We start from the raw sequence: 26,506 nt of genomic DNA, 5'->3' as shown, positions 1-26,506 counted from the left end.
CGGCACAGTCCCGGAATTGAACCGAAGTTTCCTAACTCTAAGATTTAGTAGTTTACCACAAAATGGTATTTTTTGATTAATTAGGAAAAACATTGTCTGAATCAGGATATCCAGGATTTTAGGATGTACAGGATTTTATTTGTCACTTTTATGTTGTCTATTGTTATTAGATTTGTTGCATTTTATGACATTTCTTGACAACTCAACGCATTTGTTGAGTTTCCTGCTATTGCTTTGCAACGCTGACGCAAACTAACCTACGAATCAAGGCTTTTTTCAATTTGGCAAAGGTATTGCTATATAATCAATATTATTAATAACTCAAGTTACTAGTTATCTAGTTGAGACTAATAATGGGTAATTGGTAATAAAGTCCCTGTTTTCATCCTGTTCATCCTTTCATCCTGGACATCCTGATTCAGACAAGTTAATATAATTTATATTAGGAAAAATTCCCAAACTACAAAATTTAAACATCCCCATTTACAATCATTTCTGAACCGCTACCCCACACCAGAAATTACTCAATGATATAAAAATTTTTTTGTGAATTTTACTGCTTTCAGCTTACACCATTTTAGCTTTTTGTGCAAATTATGAAAAAATGGTTATCAATTATCGGTATCGGTGAAGATGGAATTGCGGGATTAAGTCCCATAGCTGTTTCTTGTTTAGATAAAGCTACAATTATTTTCGGTGGGGAACGTCATCTTTCTATGTTACCCGCTGACGACAACCGCAAAAAAATTTCCTGGAAATCACCTTTTCAAACTTCTATAACCGAAATTATCAGTTATCGGGGTGAAGCAGTTTGTATTTTAGCTAGTGGCGACCCTCTATGTTATGGTGTGGGTGCAACTATTCTTAAAGATATTAATATTTCGGAAATTACAATTATTCCCGCACCTTCCGCTTTTAGTCTGGCTTGTTCTCGACTAGGTTGGTCATTAACAGAGGTGGAAACTTTAAGTTTATGTGGTCGTCCAGTTTCTTTACTGCAATCTTATATTTATCCCGGTGCGAAATTATTAATTTTAAGTGCGGGAAAAAATACTCCGGCTAATGTGGCGGAAATTTTAACAAGTCGCGGTTATGGTAATAGTCAAATTACCATTTTAGAAAAAATGGGTAATATTAATGAAAGTATTATAACAGATATTTGTGCTAATTGGCAAGAAAGAAAGATCGCGGCTTTAAATACTATTGCTGTGGAATGTGTCCCAGATAAGGGAATAGTCGCTTTATCAAGATTTCCCGGTTTACCTGATAATGCTTTTCATCATGATGGACAATTAACTAAACGGGAAATACGAGCGGTGACTTTATCGAGTTTAGCACCTTTACCGGGGGAATTGCTTTGGGATCTGGGGGCTGGTTGTGGTTCTATTTCCATAGAATGGTTGCGGAGTGATAGAAGATGTCGAGCGATCGCTATTGAACAAAATTCCACTAGACTAAATTATATAGCTGATAATGCCGCTGCTTTGGGAACACCGAATTTACAAATTATTGCCGGGAAAGCCTTAGAAGTTATCCAGAATTTACCCACACCAAACGCGATTTTTATTGGTGGTGGTGTCACAGCACCGGAAATATTAGAAAATTGTTGGAATGTGTTACTTCCTGGAGGCAGAATGGTGGTTAATGTTGTGACTTTGGAAGGTGAACAAAGATTATATCAATGGTATGAAAAAGTGGGAGGGAACTTTACCCGCATTGCTATTCAACGCGCAGAACCTATTGGTAAATTTTTGGGTTGGAAATCCATGTCTCCTGTTACCCAATGGGTAGGAATTAAAAATTAAAAAAAATTAATCTGTATTTCTTCATCCGCGTTTATCTGCGTTTATCTGCGTTCTAGAATTCATTCCCATACAGAGTATGGGAACGAGAAAAAAGCAGGTATTTATTTTTCTTTAGCCTTTAATAAATCACCAGGAGGAAAAGCACCATTTTCCGTAATAATGGCGGTAATTAAATCCGCAGGTGTGACATCAAAAGCCGGGTTATAAAATTCCACACCTGGAGGGGTGAGGATAGTTTCACCTATTTGATATATTTCCGCTGGGTGACGTTCTTCAATAGGAATTTGACTACCATCGGTTAATTGAAAATCTACTGTAGATAAAGGTGCAGCTACAAAGAAAGGAATATTATGGGCTTTGGCCACAATAGCTAAACTATAAGTCCCGATTTTATTAGCAGCATCACCATTAGCGGCAATTCTATCAGCGCCCACAACTACAGCATCAATTAAACCTTGTTTCATGCAGTGGGCGGCCATATTATCGGTAATTACTGTTACCGGAATTCCTTCTTGGACACATTCCCAGGCGGTGAGTTTTGCCCCTTGTAACCGGGGACGGGTTTCATCTGCATAGACTCTTGCCAACCGTCCTTCTTTCCACGCAGAACGCACTACACCTAAAGCTGTACCATAACCAGCGGTGGCTAAAGCCCCAGCATTACAATGAGTGAGTATAATTAGTTTGTCGGGGCTTTTCGGTAATGCGGCTAAACCATGATCACCGATAGCTTGACAAGTTTGCAAATCTTCGGCATTAATCTTTTGGGCAGTTGCTAAAAGAGCTTGTTGAATTTCGGCAACTGTTCCCACGGTTTCATAAGCCGTTTGCATCATTCTGCCAATTGCCCAAAACAAATTTACCGCCGTGGGACGGGTAGAACGCAATAAATTAGCTACTGTTTCCAGTTTAGTTAAAAACTCGTGGCGATCTGCTTGCAGCAGCGCTTCGCTATCGCTTGTTTCAATTTCCCTTGCACCCAAATACATTCCATAGGCCGCAGCCACCCCAATCGCCGGCGCACCTCTCACAATCATAGTTGTAATGGCTTGTGCCATATCTTCACTGCGGTGAATCTCCACCACTGTATATTCATTAGGTAGACGAGTTTGATCAATTAGTGAGACTGAATTATTGCGCCAAATAACGGGATAAACCATATTGTTAGTTGTTGGTTGTCAGTGGTCAGTTGTCCGTTGTCAGTGGCAATAGATTACAGGGAATTTTTATATATAGCAATCCTTAATCATTATTAAACAAATTTATGCTCTTTTGCCTCTTGCCTGTTCCCTGTTCCCTCTTTCCCAAATTAAGTTAAAAAAGAAAGATGAAAATTACCAAAAAAATCAACAATTGGCTGGAAACCCATGCTGCTGCACCTGCTTATGGTGGTTGGGTGTTAGCGGGAATTTCTGTGTGTTATTTGGGTGCAGGGATTAATACCATGGCTGGCTGGCTATATGTCATTAGTGGAGTCAGTTTTGCTCTTTTGGGTGTATCCGGTTTTGTGGCACCGCGATCGCTGGTGGGTATAATTGTCAAACGTCGTCCTATAGAACCAGTCACCGCCGGTGATGATCTCAAAATTGAAATAGAAGTTCACAATCACAGAAAACAGCCTGGGAGTTTATTGCAAGTTAGGGACATTCTCCCATTTATTCTTGGTCAACCAGTCCACCAAGGCATTGAAGCAATTCCACCACAGGATAGTTACCACTGGATCTATTATCACCCTACCCAACAGCGAGGAGTTTATCGCTGGCACACAGTAGAATTAGCCACAGGTGCGCCCTGGGGTTTATTTTGGTGTCGTCGTCCCCGTCAGTGTGAAGCTAGGGCAATAGTTTATCCTACCGTCTTACCCCTCACCACTTGCCCTTTAATTGATGAAATCGGACAAGATGACAGCCAACGGGGAGATCCTCGCGGTAAACCCTTACAGATGGCCACAACGGGATTAGTGCGATCGCTGCGTCCCTACCGCATAGGTGATCCGACTCGGTTAATTCATTGGCGGACTAGCGCCCGTTATGGAGAATTACGAGTTCGGGAATTGGAAGTGATTACCGGAGGACAAGAACTTATTATTGCCATAGATAGTTCTTTCAAATGGGAACAAGAATTATTTGAACAAGCCGTAATTGCCGCTGCCTCCTTGTATTTTTATGCCCAACAGCAAAAACTGCAAGTGCAACTATGGACAGCAGCCACAGGTTTAATTACAGGCAATATCTCGGTGCTGGAAACCTTAGCAGCTACCAACCCTACAGAAAAAAACAGTTTACCACCAGATAACTGTCCCTTAATTTGGTTAACACAAAACTCCTTCACCACATCTTCTTTACCCCTGGGTAGTCGTTGGGTGTTGTGGCAAAATCCAGCTTCACCCACAGAAACTGTCATTAATCGAGAATATCCCGGTATCATCATCCAAAACGAACAAGAACTACAACCTCAATTACAAAAAGCTCTGAGTTTATTTTGAGGTGATTTCTCACACTGAGCGTGATGTACAATGCAAAGAAACATTTAAATTTATAAACAGCACAGCCAATGGTTACATCAGAAGTGAATTCAAAATCCAGCGATAAAAGCCTAGAAGCAATGCGGCATTTTTCCGAACAATATGCCAAACGGACTGGAACATACTTCTGTTCTGAACCTTCCGTTACCGCAGTTGTCATCGAAGGACTAGCCAAGCACAAAGACGAACTCGGTGCGCCTTTATGTCCTTGTCGTCACTACGAAGATAAAGAAGCCGAAGTTAGCGCCGCCTTTTGGAACTGTCCTTGCGTACCCATGCGCGAACGCAAAGAATGTCACTGTATGCTATTCCTCACCCCTGATAATGAGTTTTCCTGCGACAAACAAGAAATCTCTCTCGACACTATCAAAGAAGTTCGGGATAGTATGGGATGAGTGAAATCATGCCTGAAGAATTTTGGCAAGGCATAGAACAGTTCAATGCTGGACAGTTCTATGCTTGTCATGACATTCTCGAAGCACTCTGGATCGATAGTATCGAACCAGATAAAACTTTTTATCAAGGTATTCTCCAAATTGCTGTCGGACTGTATCATCTGGGTAATCGTAACCAAAGAGGGGCAATGATTCTTTTAGGAGAAGGTAGCAATCGTCTGAGGCGTTATTTACCCAGTTACGGCGGTATTAATGTGGAAGAATTATTTACTCAAAGTGTAGATTTGTTAAAAACACTACAGCAAGAAAGCCTAGAACCAATGGCAATGAGTGAATTGACGGAAAATCAAACTCGGCTTTTACCCAGTATTTCCCTGTCCAAACTATGATTTTTAGGATTTAGATGATTTTTGTGATTAATTTGATTAATCTTTTGTATGTGTGTCAAACTCGATAGTTGATTAACAAGCAACAAATTTTTGCCAGTTGTGATCAAAGGTTTGCAGAGCGAAACTAAAGTTAAAAAAAACCGTCCATTTTTGCTATAGGATTCATATTTTATTTCCCTATTTCCTGTTCCCTGTTCCCCGTTCCCTATTCCCTAATTTTTATGCTACCTCGCTATCAATTGCTAAAATCACAGATAAGCTGCCTAGGTTTAGCCTTGGTACTACCGATTTTCCTGGTGGGTGCAGTAGTATTTCCCACCCCAATACCAACGGCTACAGCCCAATCTGCTAAGGGAAATCGTCCCCTGACTATCCGCTCTGATAGCCAAGAATATGACGCTAAAACCCAAGTAATTACTGCTCGCGGTAATGTGCAAATGGTGTATCCGGCTCGGCAAATTCAAGCCACATCAGCACAAGCACAATACTTTAGTAAAGAACGACGGATTGATTTCAGTGGCAATGTGTACATTTTGCAACAGGGTAGCAATAGTATTCGCGCTGAAAAAGTTACTTATTTAATTGACGAAGGTAAATTTATCGCCTTACCCCAATCTAACCGTCAGGTAGAATCTGTATACATGATCGAGGATTCTAATCCCAGTCAACAAACTACTAAACCAGCCCCAAAAACCCCAGCCCTGAAGCGTTCTAATTAGCATTTACATCTAGACAAAACCCCATAGTGAAAATTGTTTTAGAGAATATTCACAAATCTTACGGTAAGCGATTAATTGTTAATCGCGTGAGCCTTTCTGTTGGCCAAGGAGAAGTTGTCGGTTTACTCGGTCCCAATGGTGCGGGGAAAACAACAACATTCTATATTGCCACAGGTTTAGAAAAACCTAATCAGGGCAAAGTCTGGTTAGATAATTTTGATATTACTAATTTTCCCATGCACAAACGGGCTAGATTAGGTATTGGCTATTTAGCTCAAGAAGCTAGTGTATTTCGTTACCTTTCAGTACAAGAAAATATTCTGCTAGTATTTGAGCAAACTCAAGTTCCCAGAAGGGAGTGGGGACAACGACTACATACTTTATTGCGGGAATTTCGCTTAGAAAAGGTGGCTCACAGCAAAGGTATTCAACTTTCTGGAGGTGAACGACGACGCACGGAATTAGCTAGAGCTTTAGCCGCAGGTAAAGATGGACCAAAATTCCTGTTCTTAGATGAACCTTTTGCCGGGGTTGATCCCATTGCTGTGTCTGAGATTCAGGCAATTGTCGGGCAATTACGCGATCGCGGTATGGGCATTTTAATCACAGATCACAATGTCCGTGAAACCCTCGCTATCACAGATCGGGCTTACATCATGCGCGAAGGGCAAATTCTCGCTTTTGGTAATGCTGATGAACTTTATCATAACCCTTTGGTACGACAATACTATTTAGGTGATAATTTCGCAGTTTAAACTCATTATAGATTGACATTTATGAATTAAAATATGAAATTTAAAAATATGCCTACGTCACGCAAGCTATCAAAATATTAAACTTTGCGCCTTTGCTCCTTCGCGTCTTTGCGCGAAACATAATCATGATATCTAAACAGTTTAAACCCTTCTCTAATTTAATTTCAATATTTTCCTTTTCGATCATGGATCGCTACTTAGCAATCCAATTACTTCCACCATTTTTATTTGGTGTTGGTGCATTTACTTCTGTAGTTTTAGCAATTGATAGTTTATTTGAATTATTACGAAAAGTTGTAGAATCTGGGCTACCACTCAACATTGCTTTAGAGATTTTCCTATTAAAGCTACCTTATGTCATGGTTTACTCCTTCCCCATGTCCACTTTGTTAGCCACTTTAATGACCTATAGCCGTCTTTCTAGTGAAAGTGAATTAATTGCTCTGCGTGGGTGTGGAGTCAGCGTTTATCGCATGGTTTTAACTGCTGTAGTCTTAAGTTTTGCAGTTACAATCATGACTTATATATTTAATGAACAAATTGCCCCTGCGGCAAATTATCAAGCCACTATTACCCTCCAAAAAGCCCTCAAATCAGACCAACCTTCCTTCAAACAACAAAATATTTATTATCCTGAATATCGAGAAATTAAACTAGCAGATGGTAGCAAAAGTAAACTACTTTCTCGCTTATTTTATGCCGACCAATTTGATGGCAAAGAAATGAAAGGTTTAACAATTATAGATCGTTCTAGAGGTGGAGTTGATCAAATTGTTGTTTCTGAATCGGCTAAATGGAACGGTCAAAAACAAGTTTGGGATTTTTACAATGGTACTATCTATTTAGTAGCAACTGATCGCTCATATCGGAATATTTTACGATTTGAACATCAGCAATTACAACTCCCTCGTACCCCCTTAACCTTAGCTGAAAATAACAGAGATTATGGGGAAATGAATATTTCCCAAGCCCTAGAACAACTAGAAATAGAACGTCTGGGTGGTAATGTGCAAAAAATTCGTAAACTACAAGTACGAATTCAGCAAAAAATCGCCTTTCCCTTTGTCTGTGTAATTTTTGGCTTAGTTGGTTCAGTTATGGGTAGCATCCCTCAACGCACTGGGAGAGGGACAAGTTTTGGTATTAGTGTGATTGTGATTTTCAGTTATTACTTACTACTATCTGTTTCTGGAGCTTTAGCACAAGCTGGTATATTTTCTCCATTAGTTGGTGCTTGGTTGCCCAACTTGTTTGGATTGGTAACAGGCTTATTCTTATTAATACGAGTAGCCCAGAGGTAATGTAAATTTTTGAATAAGAATACTGTATTCCTAATGACTAATCTAGCCGAAAAGCTTAGGATTAAATTAGCAAGTTGGAGAGTGCCAATACCCATTAGCTATAACCTGATTATGTCAAAACGTCCCTATCCTCCCGCGTACTTACGCTACCTCCAAGCTAGGTTATCTTTTTTCCGCCAATCGGCTTTTTGGGGAATAAGTATTTTCATGTTGTTAGTAGGTATGATTAGTTGGGGATACTTATTAAAATCTGATGATCTGAGTCAGCAACAAAATTCAAAAATTACCCCAGAGAAACCCGTGATTGAATCTGATTCAATATTATCAGATGAAGATAAAACTATTGCCGCAGATATTGATAATTTACCAGTGTTGTTAAATGATTTTGATCAAGCTGCGTTATCAGTCAGTTTAATAAATTCCCAAACTCCTTCTCTTCCAAAAGATAATCAAAACTTTTTAGAGGATGTAATTAAGAAAAATAATGCGGATACTCAAGCTAAAAATATGAGTAATATCGCTAAAACTTTTACTCCAGCTATAGAGAAAAACCCCTTCGTAACTCAAGCTGACAATTTATTGCGGTTCGGTAGCAATGATTCTGATAGTCAGTTTTTAGGCTATAATCCTTTAACTACATTACCAAGAACCACAGCACTAACTAATATTTCATTGAATGATCAAAACTCAAGAAGTGAAAGTACAGTTTTAATCAATCCCTTAGAAACAGCTATTAAACAATCAAGTAATTATAGCAATGGTGCAAACACATCAATACCTATAACTAATAACTTACCCAATCCAGTTTCACTCCCTAGTAATAATATGGGATATATTCAACCAACCGTTACAAATCAACAGCCCAATCTTTACCCTAATATTAATAGTGTTCAGACTTCACAAACCGGAGGATTACCTATATCTGGTGTATCTCCAGTCAATTCTGCCATACCAAATAATCCCTATTCTGTCCAGTCTGTGACTCCAGTAGTTGTTAACCCCAGCGCTCCAGTGGGATATGGAATACAACCCCCTAATCAGTCAACACCATCTAATCTTACATATCCAGCGTCTGGTTATCGCAATTAAATAAACTATTCTTGAGTAACTACTGACTTAATCCACAAAAAGCTATATATTGTTTTATGTCTAGCAGAATTTGGCTATGAGTAAAATCCGCATTGCTATTATTGAAGATCATGACCTCACTCGCCTCAGTATTCGTATAGCCTTACAGCAAAAAGACGACATTGAAGTAGTGGGAGAGGCTAACAACGCCTATCACGGGCTAATAATGTTAAAAAAACTACAGCCAGATATTGCGATTGTTGATATAGGTTTACCAGATCAAGATGGTATTGAAGTAACCAGGAAGATTAAAGCGACTACTATTCATGGCCAATTAAACATAAAAGTATTAATCTTAACATTGCAAGATAACAAAGAATCCGTACTTGCCGCTTTTAATGCTGGTGCAGATTCCTACTGTATGAAGGATATTCGGTCTGATAATTTACTGGAAGCTGTACGAGTAACTGCTGATGGTAATCCTTGGATTGATCCGATGATTGCCCGGATTATTTTAGAACAAGCACAACAAAATCTATATCCAATCTCGGTAAATTCTGCTCTAAAACTTAGTGCAAGTCAAGGAAATATTAAGCCCTACAGCCTCACAGACAGGGAGTTAGAAGTGTTAAAATTGATAGTCGAGGGTTGTAATAATTCGGCAATTGCCGTGAAACTTTATATTACAGTTGGCACTGTAAAAACACACGTTCGCAGTATTATGAACAAACTATGTGCTGATGACCGTACCCAAGCAGCAGTTTTTGCGCTACGTCATGGCTTAGTTGCATAGATTGTGTGCATTACTCATAACTGCTAAGTTCACGCATCTTACCATTCAAGTATCTGGAAAGTTGAGTTAAATATGACTGAAAAAAAGTTAGACAAGCTCAAGCTCATGGTGGTAGATGACGAGCTAGATAACTTAGATTTACTTTATCGTACCTTTTGGAGAGATTTTAAAGTCTATAGAGCTAATAATGCCAGGGAAGCGTTGGCTATCTTAGAAGCAGAAGGTGAAATGGCCGTAATTATCTCTGATCAAAGAATGCCAGATATGAACGGTAGTGAATTGTTAAGTCTGACAGTAGAACGTTTTCCTGATACAATTCGGATTTTGTTAACGGGTTTTACTGATGTAGAAGATTTAGTAGATGCAATTAACTCTGGTCGAGTATTTAAGTACATTACAAAACCTTGGAATCCCAACGAACTCAAGTCATTAGTTAACCAAGCTAGTGATACATATCGCTTAGTTAAAAAACGGATAGCAGAATTATCTCGTGCCTTGCGACGGGAATCTTTATTTAATGCTGTAACAACGGCAATTAGAGAATCTTTAGATTATGATAATATGCTGCAAAAGATTGTCACCACCATTGGAGAAACATTTGCAGCTAATAATTGTTTACTCACACCTGTGGAAGATAATCTACTTACAAAAAAGCAATTTTGCTATCAAAATTCTCAATCTAAAGTATGCAGTTTAGTCCCAGATCCTAGTGAATTAATTGCTGAAGTTTTCCAAACTCACCATTATCAAATAACTGAAGATATCTATGAAGATATTCCTTATCACCACTTAGTTGTACCACTTATTTACCAGCAAGAAATACTCGCTATTCTGGCTATTTGTCAGGTGGGAATTTCTCATATTTGGTATCAAGAAGATATTCAATTAATTACAGGTGTTGCCGAACAAGCTGCCTTAGCTCTCTCCCAAGCCAAACTCTATCAAAGTCTGCAAGAAAAACAACAACAAATTCATCTGGAGTTGGAAGTAGCTCGCCAAATTCAACATAACCTGTTGAGACAAACTTTACCGGAAATGCCAGGGGTAAAAGTGCAAGCTTGTTGCTATCCAGCCAGAGAGGTAGGAGGTGATTTTTTTGAGGTATTTGTGCATCCTAATGGTAATTTGTGGTTAGCTGTGGGTGATGTTTCCGGAAAAGGTGTCCCAGCGGCTTTGTTTATGGCTAGTACGATTTCTTTGCTGCGTCGAGAACTATCTCAAGAGGTATCACTAGAGCCAAATGTAATCATGCAGAATCTTAACTATGCCCTCAGTGATGACTTAATCAGCAGTAATTATTTTATCACTATGGTTTTAGCCCGTTATCACCCCACAACGAGGGAACTTGTCTATGCTAATTCTGGGCATATTTATCCTTTTATTTGGTCACAGCCCACAACTTTGCATGATTCTCCCCATTATCTCAAAGTTCGGAGTATTCCTTTGGGAATTTTACCTAAATGGCAAGCAGAGTCTGGCCGTTTAATTCTGTCCCCTGGAGATACCTTACTGCTGGCCAGTGATGGTATTACGGAAGCAAGCGTAGGGGAAAATTTAGACAATTTAAGCACAACAAATCGTTCTATGCTAAATCAAGAAGGTTTATGGCAACTGATTCAAAAACAACCTCAACCACTTAGTCTTGATCATTTATTAGCTCTTATTCAAACTAATAATGATGTTCAAGAAGATGACCAAACTATACTCTCACTGGAGGTTTTGTAGGTGATGAAAAGTGAACTTCATGTTCCCAGTGACTTAAGTTTTATCAATATCGTCGAAGACTGGTTACTCGGATGCTTACAAGTGCAATTAGGGGAATCTGTTGATTGGCCAAAACAATCGAGTCGTTTACGATTGGTTTTGGTGGAAGCATATTCTAATGCTGTCCGTCATGCTCATAAAGAAAAGCCAAGTTTGCCAATTCTACTGCGTTTTGAATTGAAAGACCGGAATTTATCCATAGAGATTTGGGATTATGGTGAAGGCTTTGATATGTCTACTTACTTTCCACCCAACCCCATGGAGAAACAAGAAGGTGGTTATGGTTGGTTAATTATGAATCGTCTCATGGATAAGGTGGAGTATCAGTTACAGGTGAATGGTGCTAACTGTCTGAAGCTAGAAATGATTCTTCCAGAACTATCTAACTCATAAAATTTCGGACTGGATACAAGCAGAATCAACTTGTTAGTCTATTGATGATTAAGAAGTATTAACTTAATTATAACTTTTGCTAAATTTATTTGACCTATTACTATAACTTATCAAATACTTTAGATATGGGGCTGCTCGCAAACAATGGCCCTGTTTCGATTACTAAACATAAAAATCCTTAATTTAATAGAATTTTAACTATGAAAGCTTTATTTTGCCTATCACCCCGCTATCGTCTAGATGATGAGTCCCCTTGGTTAGAAGGAATTGATCCTAGTCGTCATTACTGGATTGCGGTGAATGGAGAGAAAGAAGCAACAATGGCTCTTCCTGGTCTCATAGTATCTTCTATCAGTGAATTTAAAGCAGTTATTCGCCAATTTCGTGATCTTCAACCTGGAGAAATGATGAGTTTGGCGAGAATTTCTAGCCGCTGTATGATTCGCTGTGTTTCTCCTAACTGCTACGCGCTAGAATCCAGAGTTAATGATGCTCCTGTGTGGCATCTATTTGATCAAGAAACATTGGATAGTTTATTAATGACAGCACACCCAGATTGGCAGTGTGCGCCGTCAGGTGTTGAACTAGGTAGAAATTTGCTATTACGTTCTCTGGCTCAAGCTACTGCAACTAAAGCTTAAAATAATTCAGGATCAACTATATATTCTTTGTCCGGTGGCCGTAAGGATAATAAATCTTGAGGTGATGCTAAAAGCTTGATTTTAGCTGTAATAATTTGTTGGTTTTGGTTCAGAATGAATAACCACAGGACATTTACACCACACCAAGAAGTTTCCGCTTTACCTGTTACCTGAATTTGAATATGGTGATCTGGCAAATTCTCGCTCATTCCCTGTTGAGGATAAGCTTTGATATCTTGGGCTTCTTGATCAAGGTAAGAAGCGATCGCTTGTTGTCCTAAAATAGCAGATTCAAATGGTGGGTGCATAACACCATCTTCAGCAAATAAAGCCGCAGTTTGTTTAAATTCTCCAGCATTTAAAGTAGTAAAATAATTTAAAATTGTGGTTTCTGTAACTCCTTCAATCTGGAGTGACCTTAATGATGAAAATTCAGCAATAGTCATATATTTACCTGTAATGTACTGTAAAATTACAGAAATCCAAAATCTAAAATCCAAAATCTAAAATTAAAATAGTCCTCAGATAGTTACCTGAGAACTATTAAATGGCAAAAACATTGAGGTTGTGAGGATATCGAAACTTTCAAATCCGGTTACGGGAATTCAAAATCTAAAATCTAATCAGCTAAAGGATCTACACCCATATCTGAAACTACTTTCCGCAAAACAGTAATTTGTTGACCAAAATCTAATTCTTTCAAAGTTTCTAAAACTTGTGAACCGTCACGGGATAATTGATAGCCGACTGGTACGGGAATAACAAAGCCTTTCACCATTAATTCTGATAATTCGTACCAAAAAGCCAACTTGGTGTTGACGCTGAGGATACCATAGGAGCGAGAAACGGGGCTATTTCTTTGAGCAGCCAAGTCACGCATGGCTTCTAACTGCTCTGGATGAGACATTTCTTTGATTTGATTTAAAAGACCTTCGGCTAGTTGCAAACGCGCTGCACCTGTAGCGGCTGGGGTAATAGAACGACCCATTTCTGTGTAGGCATACCACAGGACTGCTAATTGATCGTCTACGCTTAGGGCTTTGAATACAGCAATGGTAGAAGAGATAGCGTCACTGGTGCTGTAGTTAAAAGCTCCAGAAAATCTGGTTGAAGCTGAATCAGAAGTGAATGTCATAATTTCTCTACTGTCTATTAATTAAGTCAGGAGGCTCATCACTCTGGGTTGCTTGACCTCTTGCCTCCCATATTGCATTATTTCTTAACAAATTGCAAATAATATTTACATATATCTGTGGTAAGGAAGACAAAAGCTGGGGATCATAAGCTGGGTGTATAATGTGTTGACCATTTCTGTACTTTTGGCTAAATTTCCCATAAGCAAAATGAATGAATGTACATCAATTAGTAGTGTAGTAGTGAAAGCCAAAGCCAAAGAGTTGGGATTTCATGAGGTGGGTATTGCTGCTGTAGGTGACTTAGAGCCGACAGAAACACAAAAATTGCAAGCTTGGCTAAAAATGGGTTATCACGCTGACATGGAATGGATGAAAAATCCTAAACGTGAGCATATTAGTTTAGTTATGCCAGAAGTGCGATCGCTCATCTCTGTCGCCTTGAATTATTACACCCCCTATGAACGTCCCCAGGGGGATGAATATGGAAAAATTTCTCGCTATGCCTGGGGTCGGGATTATCATAGAGTTATGCACAAAAAGCTGAAGGAATTAGCTAGTTGGCTAGAATCTTTAGGCGAAAATGTGAAAGCGCGTTATTATGCAGATACAGGCCCAGTCCAAGATAAAGTTTGGGCGCAAAAAGCTGGGATTGGTTGGATTGCTAAAAATGGGAATGTCATTACCAGGAAATATGGTTCTTGGGTGTTTTTAGCAGAAGTATTAACCAATCTGGAACTAGAAAGCGATCGCCCATCTACCCAACATTGTGGAACTTGTACTCGTTGTCTGCAAGCTTGTCCTACTGGTGCAATTACTGAACCCTTTGTCGTAGACGCTAATCGCTGCATTGCCTATCATACAATTGAGAATCGGGCAGAGGAATTACCAGCAGAAATTACACCTCATTTACAAGGATGGGTTGCTGGTTGCGATATTTGTCAAGATGTTTGTCCTTGGAACCAGCGATTTGCTCAAGCCACTGATGTCACTGATTTTCAACCCTATCCTGGGAATTTAGCCCCCAAGCTGGTAGAATTAGCCCAAATATCAAACGAGGAGTGGGATAAACGATTTACAGCATCAGCCTTGCGACGCATTAAACCAGAAATGTTACGACGTAATGGTCGCGCTAATATTGACGCATCCAGGCATAATAATGACCCAGAAAGTAATAATTTTTGATTTTGATGGGACGATTGCTGATACAGTAGATGCTCTTGTAACTATTGCCAATCGTTTAGCCCTGGAATTTGGATATATTCCGATTAATCCTCAAGAACTAGCCCTAATTAGAAATTTAACAGCCAGAGAGATTATTAAATATTCTGGTGTTTCCCTATTCAAAATCCCTTTTCTTGTTAAAAAAGTCAAGGGAGAATTAAAACATAAAATTACAGAATTAGCACCTATTGATGGAATTAACGCCGCATTAACAGAACTCCATGATCAAGGTTATCACCTAGGAATTATTACTTCTAACTCTCAAGAAAATGTCAATCAATTTCTCAAGTGTCATAACTTAGATTACTTATTTGACTTTATTTATTCAGGAGTAACTATTTTTGGTAAAACCACAATTATTAATAATGTGTTACGGCAAAAACAGTTCAAACCCGAAGCAGTAATTTATGTAGGAGATGAAACTAGAGATATAGAATCTGCCAAAAAAGCGAATATCAAAGTAATCGCAGTCAGTTGGGGGTTTAATTCTTCTGAAGCACTAGGTAAACAAAACCCAGATTTTTTAATTCATCATCCCAGTGAATTACTAGGTGTAATTAAAAGCTGTTAAGTAGGTTGGCGTTAAAAATTGTCGTTATGGCAAGGAAAGAGGCAAAAGGCACTCATGCAAGAGTGAAGAAGTTTTGGGCGATTTTACTTTTCTTTACATATTTTGGTTTTTCTCAGCCCACCGACTTAAGAGAATATTTTAGGAAAGAAGTGTAGAGACATTTTATGGAACGTCTCTACTTTTTCTCCTGACTTCTGACTCCTGCTGTATTTATTCTTCTTCTAAATCAGTTTCTTCTTCTTCAATATCATGGGGTTGAACTACAGAATTAGCAGAAACTACAGCACCCTTATCGAGTTTTTCCAAAACTTGTTCTTTAACTTTGGCAGCAAATTCTGGTTTTTCTTCTAAATACTTAATCGCGTTATCTCTACCTTGGGAAATATTTTCACCACTGTAGCTATACCAAGCACCCTTGCGGAGGAGAACACCAGTTTCTTCGGCTATATCCACCAAACAACCAATGGTAGAAACTCCTTTACCAAAGATAATGTCAAATTCGGCAATTCTAAAAGGAGGTGCTACTTTATTTTTAGCTACTTTGACTTTGACACGGTTGCCAAATTCATCAGTCCCTTTTTTCAAAGTTTGGATTCGGCGAATATCCAAGCGCACGGAAGCGTAAAATTTCAGCGCATTACCACCTGTTGTAGTTTCGGGACTACCATAGGTGACACCAATTTTCTGCCGCAACTGGTTAATGAAAATAACAGTGCATCCAGATTTACCAATATTCCCAGTAATTTTCCGGAGAGCTTGACTCATTAACCGAGCTTGTAAACCCACATGAATATCCCCCATATCTCCTTCAATTTCGGCACGGGGGACTAAAGCAGCAACGGAGTCAATAACGACAATATCAACAGCCGCAGAACGCACAAGTTGATCAACTATTTCTAATGCTGATTCGCCATTGTCTGGTTGGGAAACAAGTAAGTTATCAATATCTACACCCAACGCAGCGGCGTAGGTGGGATCTAGAGCGTGTTCAGCATCTACAAATGCCGCAATCCCACCATTTCTCTGCACTTCTGCTAGAGCATGGAGGGCGACAGTAGTTTTACCAGAACTTTCTGGGCCATAGATTTCAATTACCCGTCCTTTGGGTAAACCACCACCCAAAGCTAAATCTAGGGTGAGCGCCCCCGTAGATATAGTTTCTACCTTCATGCGGGTAGCATCACCCAGGCGCATAATTGCTCCTTTTCCAAAGCTGCGCTCAATTTGTCCAAGTACGATATTTAACGCTTTTTGTTTGCCAGAAGTTTCGGTATTAGCTGCCATTCCTGCCTCTAAGTATAGGATTTTTCAAAATTGCTGGGACGGGAGTTTTAATAGAACGGATATACTATCTTACCCGAAAAGTGTGCCAATAGGAATGTTTACAAAATAGGTTTGACCAGATCCTAACGCGATCGCTACAAAAATATAGCATTTTAGATTTTGGATTTTGGATTTTAGATTGTAAAAGACCGACAGATAAGCAATTTCATATTCCATCTATCGTCATCTGCAAAGCCGATTGGTATAATTTGGCAATTGATAGCAGCAATCTGGTGAATATATGGGTATGGAAAGAGTCATGAAAAGTGGGATTGGTTGGCGCATTGGCTGGAATCCAGATGCACCAGAGTTTAAAGGATTAGTCGGTACAGAGGATTGGGCGATAGAATTAACAGAAGCAGAATTAAACGAGTTCATTCGCCTTTCTAATCAGCTTGCGGATACTATGAAGGCTCTAGCTACAGAATTAATGGACGAAGAAAAAATTGCCTGTGAAGCCGAAAGCGATTTATTATGGATGGAGGTAGAAGGTTATGCTCATGCCTATAATCTGCGCTTCATTCTGAACACAGGAAGGAGGACAGAAGGTAAATGGGAAGCCTCAGCCGTGTCCGAATTGTTGCCAGCAATGGGAATGCTAAAAGTTTTTTGAAAAACCCCTTGCTATTTTCCTTAAGCTTGTGATATATTCGTGAGAGTGACTTAATTAATTTTAGATTGACAAATTTGGAATCATCCCCACTCCGAAATTCTAAAATTTGAAGTTCACATCTACGGGACGTAGCGCAGCTTGGTAGCGCGCCACTTTGGGGTAGTGGAGGTCTAGGGTTCAAATCCCTACGTTCCGATTTATGCAAATCTTAATAATTACATAAGCTTCTGATTTCATGTCAAGGTTTGAGTTGTTGATGTGAAATACTGCTTTTGATGGTTTCATGTCTCTTGAGATGTGGAGATATTTTAAATACAGGCTATTTCATGCAAGCTATTACAAATCAAAATTGATTGCTATATATGTCTGATCACAACTGGAAATTTGTAAGACTAGTTTTATCTTGGCAAAGTTTATTGACTGTAATTATTACTAATTGCTTATTGATTATCAACCTAGTCACAGAACCAGCTATTGCTCAAAAAAGACAGGATTGTCGGGTATCATCAAAAGCCACCCAAGAAAAAGAAAACCTCCGCTTATTAGCTTTCAGAGGTAATAAAGACGCAGAAATTCGCTATCAAAAACTCCTAAAACAGCATACACAAGAATTACAAGAATGCCGCAGTCGAGTTTGGCCAGAAACTCAAGCTATTTGGTTACGCTTATATCCTTGCGATACCCAGCCGGGAATAATTGATCAAATTATGGATCGCATTGTCAACCAAGGCTATAACCAAGTTTATTTAGAAGTATTTTATGATGGACGGGTACTATTACCAGCCGCAGCTAACCCGACAGCTTGGCCTGCTGTAGTTCGCACTATTGGTGCAGAAAAAGTAGATTTATTAGCCGCTGCCATTAAAAAAGGGCAACAACGGGGTTTAAAAGTTTATGCTTGGATGTTTACTAATAACTTTGGTTATACCTATGCTCAACGTCCAGATAGACAAGATGCGATCGCTCGTAATGGCAAGAATCAAACCAGTTTATCCGTAGTAGAAGATAGTTCCCAAGTCTTCATTGATCCCTACAATACAAAGGCTAAAACCGATTACTATCAAATGGTGCAGCAGGTTGTGCGCCGTCGTCCAGATGGTATCCTCTTCGACTATGTTCGCTATCCCCGTCAAACTGGTGGTGATTCTATTGCTACCAAGGTGCATGATCTATGGTTATTTACCGCTGCTACCCAAGAAGTCTTATTTCGTCGCGCCAAAAATTCCAAAGGGTTAGAATTAATTCGTCGGTTTCTAACGAGGGGATATGTGAGTGCCGGCGATATAGCAGAAGTTGATAAACGCTATCCTCAAGAAGATGAACCGATGTGGGAAGGACGTATTCCCCCAAAATCACAAAAATCTCTGCTTTCCCCCCAGGAAAAACAGCGGGTTTTGCAATTGGATTTGTGGTTATTTACCGTTGCTCACGCTATGCAAGGAATCTTAGATTTTGTGGCTTTAGCAAGTTACCCCGCAAAACAACAAGGTATTCCCGCTGGAGTAGTATTTTTTCCCGAAGGTAATCAAGCTTTAGGACAAGGGTATGATTCCCGTTTGCAACCTTGGGATAAGTTCCCTAGTACCTTACAATGGCATCCCATGTCTTATGCAAATTGCGGTAATGCTAATTGTATTGTGGCGCAAGTCCGAGAGGTTTTGAAGATGGCGCAACCAGGGACAAAAGTCATTCCCGCGTTAGCTGGTAAGTGGGGAGAATCTATTAGTAATCGTCCATCCTTAGAAGTACAAATGCAAGCACTGCGACAATTATCTCCTCAAATTAAGGGTGTCAGCCATTTTGCTTATTCTTGGCAATATCCTGAACATGATGGTGAACGAAAATCTTGTAATGTTCGTTAAGTTTCTTCGATAATTAGATGTATTTTATTGTCTGAATCAGGATGCCGAGGATTAGAGGATTTACAGGATTTTTTATGAATATTTATCTGGGAATATTTCAGGTTTTGAAGATGAGTTTTTTTCTTCATCCTGAAAATGCTTAATTGTCTGATAGCGTAGCGTGGCGCAAGCCATATCAGGATACTCAGGATTAGAAGATTTACAGGATTTTTTATGAATATTTATCTGGAAATATTGCAGAAACGTTGCGCTCCTAACGCACCTCACAAACTACTATGATTGAGGTGTTATTGATGTCCGATTTTTGGGAAATAGACTAATTAATGTACGTAAAGCTTGGTTAACTGTTTCCGTATCAGAAAAATATTCTCGCACATCAGGATCAAGCATTATCGCTCCATCTTCCAGGGTAAAATGTTGTACAATGTCTGTACCATCAGCTTGATGAATTGTCACAGTATGTCCTCGACGATAAGCTTGGTAATGTTTTCCACGTACACCACCTATAAAATCGTATTCTGGGAGCATTTCGTTATCGGTATTATCTAGTTGTTCAGGGTTAATATTGTTCATATATTTTCCTTTCTGCGTTTGTAGCTTTACGGGAACTAATAATGCGAATATTTGATTGACGTTCTGTGTAAACTACAATGAGTAGTTGACCTCTACTAGAAAGACCAATATCAATATAGCGTTCTTCATCATCAGAGTGTTGAGAATCAGCTATCGTAATAGATAAAGGATCATTGAATACTGTTTTTGCTTCCTCAAAACTAATTCCATGTTTTTTGAGGTTTTCTTGGGCTTTTTCTTCATGCCATTCAAACCCCAATTCCATAAAATTACCTCTTTGATTAAAATTTTAACAACTCATCAACAATTATATAATGTTTGGTTTCACTTTTTCCAACATTTTCAAAATTAGAGGATTAATAGGATTTTTATAATGTCAGAATCAGGATACTCAGGATTAGAGGATTTACAGGATTTTTTATGAATATTTATCTGGGAATATTTCGGTTTTTTAAGATGAGTTTTTTTCTACATCCTGAAAATACTTAATTGTCTGAATCAGGATACTCAGGATTAGAGGATTAACAGGATTTTTTATGATAATCACTTATTCACAAAGATTGAATTTCTATAGGTTGTTCAATCTCTATTTCAATTTGAGCCTCCACAATAGATGTATAAATGGGAATATCAGCTTGTATAGCTTCAAAACTCACAACTAGAGAATATGGAACTTCAGCAAAAGGATCATTATTCCATCCTTCATGTCCAACAACTCCTATACAGAATGCCTCTCTTAATTGATAGGATTTTACAAATGCCCAATCTTTTTGAATAGTTCCTATACTTCTAGATACATTTTTAATGCTTTTATAGTGTTTTTCTTTACCAAGAGTCCAGTTAAATAATTCCTCTCCTTTTTCGGCATCTTCTGAAATCTTATGATTAGGATTAGCTAAAATTCTGCTTAAAAAATATTCTGAATCTTCACCTTTTTTGCTACAGTCCCAATCTAACCAAGTTGATAAATACTTTCTTCTATTACGTCTTGTTCTCCGTGGTTGAGCTTTATATGATAATGTAATTTCCAATAAAATCTCAAATTCTTCTCCTGGTGATCGAAGACTATCTGGTAATTGTACTTGATAAATGTCAACCTCTCCAGCTTTAATGAATTTCTCCCCTTGAGTGATTAGTGTAATACGATTAGGAGTATTACTAATGGCACGTTCAAGATTAGGAATACCATAGCCTATTTGACGAATGATATTATATTTTTCTTCATTAGTTTTTGCTAATGCCCAATCTGGCCAACGGGCTGATTGAACAATTAATGCTCGATATAGTAAACAACGTTCATTAGGAAACTCAGCAGCAAGTCTAGCTGCAATATGGGTTACTCTTGGTGCTGCAAAGGAAGTTCCAAAAGCATCCGCAGCTACTAAAGGACTAGCACCACTCCCTAAAGTTGATCTTACTAATTCTGGGCTGGTATTAGAATTACAACGCAAGGTTGGCGGTTGATTATCATCTTTCAAAATATCACCGCCATACTCTACTACTTCTGGTTTAATCGTGTCCCATATTCCCAAACCAGAACAGGAAAAAGGAGAAGGTTCGTCTTTTTCTCCTAATGAAGACCAAGATAAATCACGAAAAGAATTTAGAGTAATTGAACCGACTGTTAAGGCTTGAAAACTTTGTGACGGGTTGGCAATTCTACAAGAATTTTCTGTCAGATAATCTGGGTATTCTCTACCAGCCAATAAGTGATGTTTAACGGATAATCTTGGTGAAATTCGATAGCTATCTAAAGGAATATTGCCAGCAGCTACTATCAAAAGAATATCTTTTTCATAACTTAATCTATCTATAGTAAATGCCCAATGACTCATATATCTAGTCCGACAAGGAGAATCTCCAGCAATTGAATGATTAAATATTCTTGTTCCTGTTTGATTATAATAGTATTCAACAATATCTTTTAGCAATGAAGGTGCATACAGCCTATCAGATAATCTACAATCACTATTAAGTATCCTTGCATTTTGAAGCCAACAAACTGCTCGATAGATTCCTTGACGGGGAATAATTTTTGGATATAAAACTGCTCCTGCAACCCTAGTTCCATGACCGCCATTACCCTCCTTACCAACCATATCAGCAGTTAAATTTATTTCTGAAGGAATCCAAGATGTTGAATTATTAGAATCAATAGCATTTTTTAATAAAGGATGATCTTCTTGAATCCCACTATCAATAATACATACATTGGGAGACTTTTTATCTGGAGATTCTAATATAAATAAGACATTTTTACCTCCAGATATTTCATCATCAGGTAAAAAAGGTTCATAAATATCATCTTTTTCAGCTACTTCAAAAACATAAGGAAAGTTAAATACCAAATCTTTTAAACCTAAGCCGGAAATTTGAATTAGACACGAAAAACTATCAGGTACTACAGAATATTGAGGAGTATCTTCTATAAAGCTACTTAATATTTCACCATGATACCTAGGATTGGTAACAAACTTGGATAAATCTTCTTGTCTTTGTGATGCTAAGTCATCCCATTCTTGATAGGTTAAATTACGATCTTCAATCCATTTATTGAGTGCTTTTACATAATTTTCACGATTTTTATAATTTTTTTGCTCTGGGTATTCACGTAATTTGGTTGTAGTTCCTAAACAAGATATCCCTACTTCAACAACATAAACTTGTTCATCTCTTATTTGATCCCATTCTTCTGATAACTTTGGAGATAAAATAAATTCTGGATGTTGATGTTTATCAAGAACATTCAAAATTTTGGCGATTACACCCCCACCTCTTTGATTATTTATAAAATTTTCTATTTTCTTTTGCAGTTCACTAAGGTTAGTATCTGCTGATGCACCAATAATATATCCGTCTTCTAACTCTGATATGATCGCTATATCTGAAGTTCTCAAATCATCTAGATCAAAGGTTTCAGTATCAATTTCTAATATTAAAGTTATGGCATCGGGAAGAGTAGATTGTTTATTTTCTTGTTGTTCTTTCTCTTGTTCTTCTTTGAATGTTCGCCAATCATCCACTACGGAAGAAACTATGTTTTTAATTTTGCTTCCATGTCCTTGACGATTGTTTTTATTAATCTCTGTTTGAGTTTCTTTACTACCACCGCCACCACCTAGAGATTTAGCTGGTTCTTTGTGTGTAAGCGTAAGATTAATATGCGGAAAACCCTGAGAACCTTGAACCATTTTTTTCTCCAAACACCAAAAATTTAATTCTCAAAAAACTAGGAAACCTTGATTTCAGCGATCGCTTCTTCTAAGTGTTCCTGAATCACTAACCCCTCTCGCTCCAAAATCGCTCGTTTAGCTGCATCTTGTGCAACCCTCACAGCTTGAGCGGCAGAAAAATCTTTCATCTGCTCAATAATTCTTGGCCAGTTGATAGATCCCACTTCAATTGCAGATAGTGTTTCCCTCAGTATAAATTCTAGTTCTTTTTCTCCCGGTTTGGGTACTGCAATCAGATCATCAAATCTTCTCCAAAGGGCAGTATCTAAAGATTTATTCAAATTCGTAGCAGCTACCATAAGTCCAGAAGATGGTTGATATTCATCCAAAATTTGCAAAAATGTATTTACAACTCGCTTAATTTCTCCCACTTCTTGAGAATCTTCTCGTGTTTTAGCAATTGAATCACATTCATCCAAAAATAATAAACATGGATTTTTTGCAGCATCCTCAAATACAAGTCTTAAATTACTGGCAGTCTCCCCTAAAAAAGACGAAACCATTGCATCAAAACGTACTTTTAAAAGCGGTAAACCCGTATTCCAAGCTAAACGTTCTGCTCCCAATGTCTTTCCACACCCAGGCGGTCCATAAAGGAGAATTTTTTGCCGATAACGCAGTCCATGATGAGCTAGTCTATCTCTTGCTGCATATTCACGCTCAATTCTTTGAAAACGCTTCTCAATATTTTCAGGCAATACCATGTAATGACGTAGTTTATCCCCTGGTATAGTCGTTACCAAAGGAAGATTAAAACGCTTACTAGTTGGTAGTTCGCTTAAACCCTGTAAGTTTTCTGGTGTTGTTCGTGTGGTATTTGCAAGAGAGGAAACAGGTTTGATAAAGTCGGGAGATTGCTCCTTGGATTTCTTTTTAGTAATATTCTCTAACTGGTCAGCAAGAAGAGTATGTCCTTTGCTGCGTTCTTCTTCTATAACTAGATATGTAAGTTTGTCAATCGCTTCTTGGTCTGAACTAGCGATCGCTCTAAAAAATCTTTTGAGAAGCTCTCCTTTCATATTGCCTCTCTCCGCAAAAATAGAAGTTTCTTATTTATATAGTACAATTATACTTTATAACTTACGTGCATCAAAAATTATATCCTGATTTTCCCACTTGTGATGATTATATTAAGTTCTCTAAATTTAATGAATAGATTGATGGAGTGTTTATAAGGCAGATGAAAATAAACCTATATGTATACAAAATCACCTATCTTCTTCCTTCTTCCTTCGTATCCTTCGCTCCTTCGTGGTTCATTAACTCTGTGTCCTCTGCGCCTCTGTGGTTCGTAAAAAAAACAATCCAGGGGCGGACAAACCGCCCCCATTAAAATCAGGTAACACCAAAAACAATCACCAAGCCCAAAACAGCCCCAAAAACGATCAAGGCATAGAATTGAACCCGACCGCTTTCCAAGTATTTCAAACCTTCACCACTGACAAGAGTAAAGAAACCCGTGAGATTAACAGCGCCGTCAACAACGCGGAAATCAACTTCCATAACTTGTCTAGCCACACGACGCAAACCGAGAACAAACACACGATGATAAATATCATCAAAGTACCACTTGTTCAAAGATAAATCGTACAGCGGTTGAATGTTTTTAGCGATCGCACTAGGATCAATTTTGCGAGCCAAATACATCAGCACCGCCAAAGTAATCCCAATTACAGAAACCGCCACAGAACTACCCGCCATTACATAAAACTCATGGGGGTCAAATTCCGCAGCCTTTTCCATAACTTCCGCTAAAGTTTCGCTAGGAGGAAAGATAAACTGCTCAAAATAATTGGCGTAGGGAGTCCCCACCAAACCAATCAACATTGAAGGAATAGCCAACACCACCAACGGTAAACTCATCGTCCAAGGAGACTCATGAGGCTCATGGCTGTGGGAGTCATGGGAGTGACTTTCCAATTCTCCTTTTTTCATCGCCCCAGGACCAAAATTAGGGGCTAATTCTAAAGTCCCTGACTTTTCAGCCAAAGCAGCAGCCGCATTTTTGAGTTTTACCTTGATTTTCTCGTCATTACCCCGGAATTTACCTTCAAATGTTGAGAAATACATTCTAAACATATAAAAAGCTGTAATCCCTGCTGTCACCCAACCAATAAACCACAGGAAAGGGTTAGCAGCAAAAGCCGCGCCTAAAATCTCATCTTTTGACCAGAAACCAGCAAAGGGAGGAATCCCCGCAATAGCCAAGCAACCAATCAAAAAGGTGAAACTTGTCACGGGCATATATTTCCGCAGTCCGCCCATTAAACGCATATCCTGCGCTAATACAGGGTCATGACCAACAACTGCTTCCATGCCATGAATTACCGAACCAGAACCCAAGAATAGCATCGCTTTAAAATAAGCGTGGGTCATGAGGTGGAATAATCCGGCGCTGTAAGCACCCACTCCCATAGCCATGATCATGTAACCAAGTTGGGAAATGGTGGAATAAGCCAAACCCTTCTTGATGTCGTTTTGGGTAATGGCGATAGTTGCTCCCAAAAACGCTGTAAATGCCCCAGTATAAGCAATTACATTCATTGCCGCTGGCACATTTTCAAATACTGGGTACATCCGGGCAATGAGGAATACACCCGCTGCCACCATTGTCGCTGCGTGGATAAGGGCGGAAATAGGTGTAGGGCCTTCCATTGCGTCTGGTAGCCAGACGTGGAGGGGGAATTGGGCAGATTTAGCCACAGGTCCCAGGAAGACGAGAATCGCCAAGACAATGGCGAGGAAATTGCTGATAGAACCGGTTTCTACTAGGTTGGATAGGCGATCGCCCATAACCATGAAATCAAAGCTGCCTGTCGCCCAGAACAGCCCCAAAATGCCCAATAGTAAACCGAAGTCACCCACCCGGTTTGTCACAAATGCCTTTTGACAAGCATCCGCTGCGGCTTTACGGTCATACCAAAAGCCCACTAGGAGGTAGGAACACATCCCCACCAATTCCCAGAAAATGTAAACTTGTACTAGGTTGGGGCTGACCACCAAACCTAACATTGAAGAGCCAAACAAGCTGAGATAGGCGTAAAATCGCACATAACCTGGGTCATGCGCCATGTAGCCATCGGTGTAAATCATCACCAAAACGGCTACTGTTGTGACAATCACCAGCATTAGAGATGTCAGGTGGTCAATAGTGTAGCCCATCGTCAGGTGAAAATTCCCTGCTGATGCCCAATCCAATGTCCAAAGATAAGGCGCATGGCCTTGAAATTGACTCCACAGCAAAGCCAAGGACAGCGCCATAGATGCTCCCATGAGGGAGATAATGATCACAGCATTCAACTGTCGCAGGCGGTTTGTCACCTGATTTATCGAGATTAGCCCTAGACCGACCAGTGTTGCTCCCAAGAGAGGTAATACTGGAATCAGCCAGGCATACTGATAGATTACTTCCATCACTAACGCCTAC

Annotated in this window: 25 protein-coding genes and 1 tRNA gene; 17 read left to right on the top strand and 9 right to left on the bottom strand. The window is 39.0% G+C overall.

Annotated elements, in window-relative coordinates; genetic code table 11:
* The first annotated feature begins 596 nt into the window (after positions 1 to 596).
* Entirely contained in the window at positions 597 to 1,805 is a 1,209-nt protein-coding gene (gene cbiE, locus FJR11_RS17435) for a precorrin-6y C5,15-methyltransferase (decarboxylating) subunit CbiE (RefSeq protein WP_168505921.1), read from the top strand.
* Between the two features lie 101 nt (positions 1,806 to 1,906).
* Here the strand turns inward: cbiE and mtnA are convergent, their stop codons facing one another.
* Positions 1,907 to 2,965, bottom strand: coding sequence for an S-methyl-5-thioribose-1-phosphate isomerase (gene mtnA, locus FJR11_RS17430; protein ID WP_168505919.1), 1,059 nt, complete (start codon positions 2,963 to 2,965; stop codon positions 1,907 to 1,909).
* A 167-nt stretch (positions 2,966 to 3,132) separates the two neighbouring features.
* Between mtnA and FJR11_RS17425 the strand changes: the two genes are divergently transcribed.
* From FJR11_RS17425 to FJR11_RS17375, 11 genes are all read left to right on the top strand, one after another.
* Positions 3,133 to 4,290: a DUF58 domain-containing protein gene (locus tag FJR11_RS17425; protein ID WP_168505917.1), complete on the top strand. Its 1,158-nt coding sequence runs from the start codon at positions 3,133 to 3,135 to the stop codon at positions 4,288 to 4,290.
* Between the two features lie 68 nt (positions 4,291 to 4,358).
* Positions 4,359 to 4,724 carry a ferredoxin thioredoxin reductase catalytic beta subunit gene (locus tag FJR11_RS17420; RefSeq protein ID WP_168505915.1) on the top strand — a complete coding sequence of 122 codons (366 nt, stop codon included), beginning with the start codon at positions 4,359 to 4,361 and terminating at the stop codon, positions 4,722 to 4,724.
* The gene (locus FJR11_RS17415; protein WP_168505913.1) at positions 4,721 to 5,113 is read left to right on the top strand and encodes a DUF309 domain-containing protein; all 393 of its coding nucleotides are present in this window, start codon (positions 4,721 to 4,723) and stop codon (positions 5,111 to 5,113) included. The genes FJR11_RS17420 and FJR11_RS17415 overlap by 4 nt, the downstream gene beginning before the upstream one ends.
* 221 nt (positions 5,114 to 5,334) lie before the next feature.
* Positions 5,335 to 5,832, top strand: a complete 498-nt coding sequence (locus tag FJR11_RS17410; protein ID WP_168505911.1) for an LptA/OstA family protein — start codon at positions 5,335 to 5,337, stop codon at positions 5,830 to 5,832.
* Between the two features lie 26 nt (positions 5,833 to 5,858).
* Positions 5,859 to 6,587, top strand: coding sequence for an LPS export ABC transporter ATP-binding protein (lptB, locus tag FJR11_RS17405; RefSeq protein WP_168505909.1), 729 nt, complete (start codon positions 5,859 to 5,861; stop codon positions 6,585 to 6,587).
* Between the two features lie 185 nt (positions 6,588 to 6,772).
* A complete protein-coding gene (locus tag FJR11_RS17400) occupies positions 6,773 to 7,888 on the top strand; it encodes an LptF/LptG family permease (protein ID WP_168505907.1) in 1,116 nt (371 codons plus the stop codon).
* Between the two features lie 33 nt (positions 7,889 to 7,921).
* Entirely contained in the window at positions 7,922 to 8,977 is a 1,056-nt protein-coding gene (locus FJR11_RS17395) for a hypothetical protein (protein WP_217358241.1), read from the top strand.
* A 76-nt stretch (positions 8,978 to 9,053) separates the two neighbouring features.
* Positions 9,054 to 9,749 (top strand): response regulator transcription factor, encoded by a 696-nt coding sequence (locus FJR11_RS17390; protein ID WP_168505903.1) that lies wholly within the window; start codon positions 9,054 to 9,056, stop codon positions 9,747 to 9,749.
* A gap of 72 nt (positions 9,750 to 9,821) precedes the next feature.
* Positions 9,822 to 11,474, top strand: coding sequence for a SpoIIE family protein phosphatase (locus FJR11_RS17385; RefSeq protein WP_168505901.1), 1,653 nt, complete (start codon positions 9,822 to 9,824; stop codon positions 11,472 to 11,474).
* Positions 11,475 to 11,477: 3 nt separating this feature from the next.
* Positions 11,478 to 11,906, top strand: a complete 429-nt coding sequence (locus tag FJR11_RS17380; protein WP_168505899.1) for an anti-sigma regulatory factor — start codon at positions 11,478 to 11,480, stop codon at positions 11,904 to 11,906.
* Between the two features lie 200 nt (positions 11,907 to 12,106).
* Complete coding sequence (locus tag FJR11_RS17375; protein WP_168505897.1) at positions 12,107 to 12,547, top strand: hypothetical protein; 441 nt, start codon at positions 12,107 to 12,109, stop codon at positions 12,545 to 12,547.
* On the opposite strand, the gene FJR11_RS17370 is transcribed toward FJR11_RS17375, so the two are convergent.
* Positions 12,544 to 12,993 (bottom strand): ketosteroid isomerase family protein, encoded by a 450-nt coding sequence (locus tag FJR11_RS17370; protein ID WP_168505895.1) that lies wholly within the window; start codon positions 12,991 to 12,993, stop codon positions 12,544 to 12,546. The genes FJR11_RS17375 and FJR11_RS17370 overlap by 4 nt on opposite strands.
* Before the next feature lie 173 nt (positions 12,994 to 13,166).
* On the bottom strand, positions 13,167 to 13,682 hold the full coding sequence (locus tag FJR11_RS17365) for an orange carotenoid protein N-terminal domain-containing protein (protein WP_168505893.1): 516 nt from the start codon (positions 13,680 to 13,682) through the stop codon (positions 13,167 to 13,169).
* Positions 13,683 to 13,890: 208 nt separating this feature from the next.
* On the opposite strand from FJR11_RS17365, the gene queG reads away from it, so the two are divergent.
* Together queG and FJR11_RS17355 are read left to right on the top strand one after the other, a co-directional pair.
* Positions 13,891 to 14,865, top strand: coding sequence for a tRNA epoxyqueuosine(34) reductase QueG (queG, locus tag FJR11_RS17360; protein WP_168505891.1), 975 nt, complete (start codon positions 13,891 to 13,893; stop codon positions 14,863 to 14,865).
* Complete coding sequence (locus FJR11_RS17355) at positions 14,840 to 15,475, top strand: HAD-IA family hydrolase (protein WP_168505889.1); 636 nt, start codon at positions 14,840 to 14,842, stop codon at positions 15,473 to 15,475. The genes queG and FJR11_RS17355 overlap by 26 nt, the downstream gene beginning before the upstream one ends.
* A gap of 210 nt (positions 15,476 to 15,685) precedes the next feature.
* Here the strand turns inward: FJR11_RS17355 and recA are convergent, their stop codons facing one another.
* Positions 15,686 to 16,759: a recombinase RecA gene (recA, locus tag FJR11_RS17350; RefSeq protein ID WP_168505887.1), complete on the bottom strand. Its 1,074-nt coding sequence runs from the start codon at positions 16,757 to 16,759 to the stop codon at positions 15,686 to 15,688.
* 286 nt (positions 16,760 to 17,045) lie between these two features.
* Between recA and FJR11_RS17345 the strand changes: the two genes are divergently transcribed.
* The 3 genes from FJR11_RS17345 to FJR11_RS17335 all read left to right on the top strand — a co-directional run bounded on the left by FJR11_RS17345 (position 17,046) and on the right by FJR11_RS17335 (position 19,273).
* A complete protein-coding gene (locus tag FJR11_RS17345; protein WP_168505885.1) occupies positions 17,046 to 17,411 on the top strand; it encodes a DUF1818 family protein in 366 nt (121 codons plus the stop codon).
* A 122-nt stretch (positions 17,412 to 17,533) separates the two neighbouring features.
* Positions 17,534 to 17,607: transfer RNA gene (locus tag FJR11_RS17340), tRNA-Pro, on the top strand.
* 166 nt (positions 17,608 to 17,773) lie between these two features.
* Entirely contained in the window at positions 17,774 to 19,273 is a 1,500-nt protein-coding gene (locus FJR11_RS17335) for a family 10 glycosylhydrolase (protein ID WP_168505883.1), read from the top strand.
* A 273-nt stretch (positions 19,274 to 19,546) separates the two neighbouring features.
* Here FJR11_RS17335 and FJR11_RS17330 read toward each other — a convergent pair whose 3' ends face one another.
* The 5 genes from FJR11_RS17330 to FJR11_RS17310 form a co-directional block, all read right to left on the bottom strand.
* Positions 19,547 to 19,846, bottom strand: coding sequence for a hypothetical protein (locus FJR11_RS17330; RefSeq protein ID WP_168505881.1), 300 nt, complete (start codon positions 19,844 to 19,846; stop codon positions 19,547 to 19,549).
* A complete protein-coding gene (locus FJR11_RS17325; RefSeq protein WP_168505879.1) occupies positions 19,833 to 20,111 on the bottom strand; it encodes a BrnT family toxin in 279 nt (92 codons plus the stop codon). The genes FJR11_RS17330 and FJR11_RS17325 overlap by 14 nt, the downstream gene beginning before the upstream one ends.
* A 286-nt stretch (positions 20,112 to 20,397) precedes the next feature.
* A complete protein-coding gene (locus tag FJR11_RS17320) occupies positions 20,398 to 23,037 on the bottom strand; it encodes a S8 family peptidase (RefSeq protein ID WP_168505877.1) in 2,640 nt (879 codons plus the stop codon).
* 38 nt (positions 23,038 to 23,075) lie between these two features.
* A complete protein-coding gene (locus tag FJR11_RS17315; RefSeq protein ID WP_168505875.1) occupies positions 23,076 to 24,098 on the bottom strand; it encodes a 26S protease regulatory subunit in 1,023 nt (340 codons plus the stop codon).
* Positions 24,099 to 24,414: 316 nt separating this feature from the next.
* A complete protein-coding gene (locus FJR11_RS17310; RefSeq protein WP_168505873.1) occupies positions 24,415 to 26,493 on the bottom strand; it encodes an NAD(P)H-quinone oxidoreductase subunit 5 in 2,079 nt (692 codons plus the stop codon).
* Positions 26,494 to 26,506 lie beyond the last annotated feature (13 nt).

This window comes from Anabaena sp. UHCC 0187, from assembly GCF_009712035.1.
Lineage (GTDB): Bacteria > Cyanobacteriota > Cyanobacteriia > Cyanobacteriales > Nostocaceae > Dolichospermum.
Note: the sequence above shows the minus strand (reverse complement) of the source record. Positions and strands in the feature narration are given on the sequence as shown.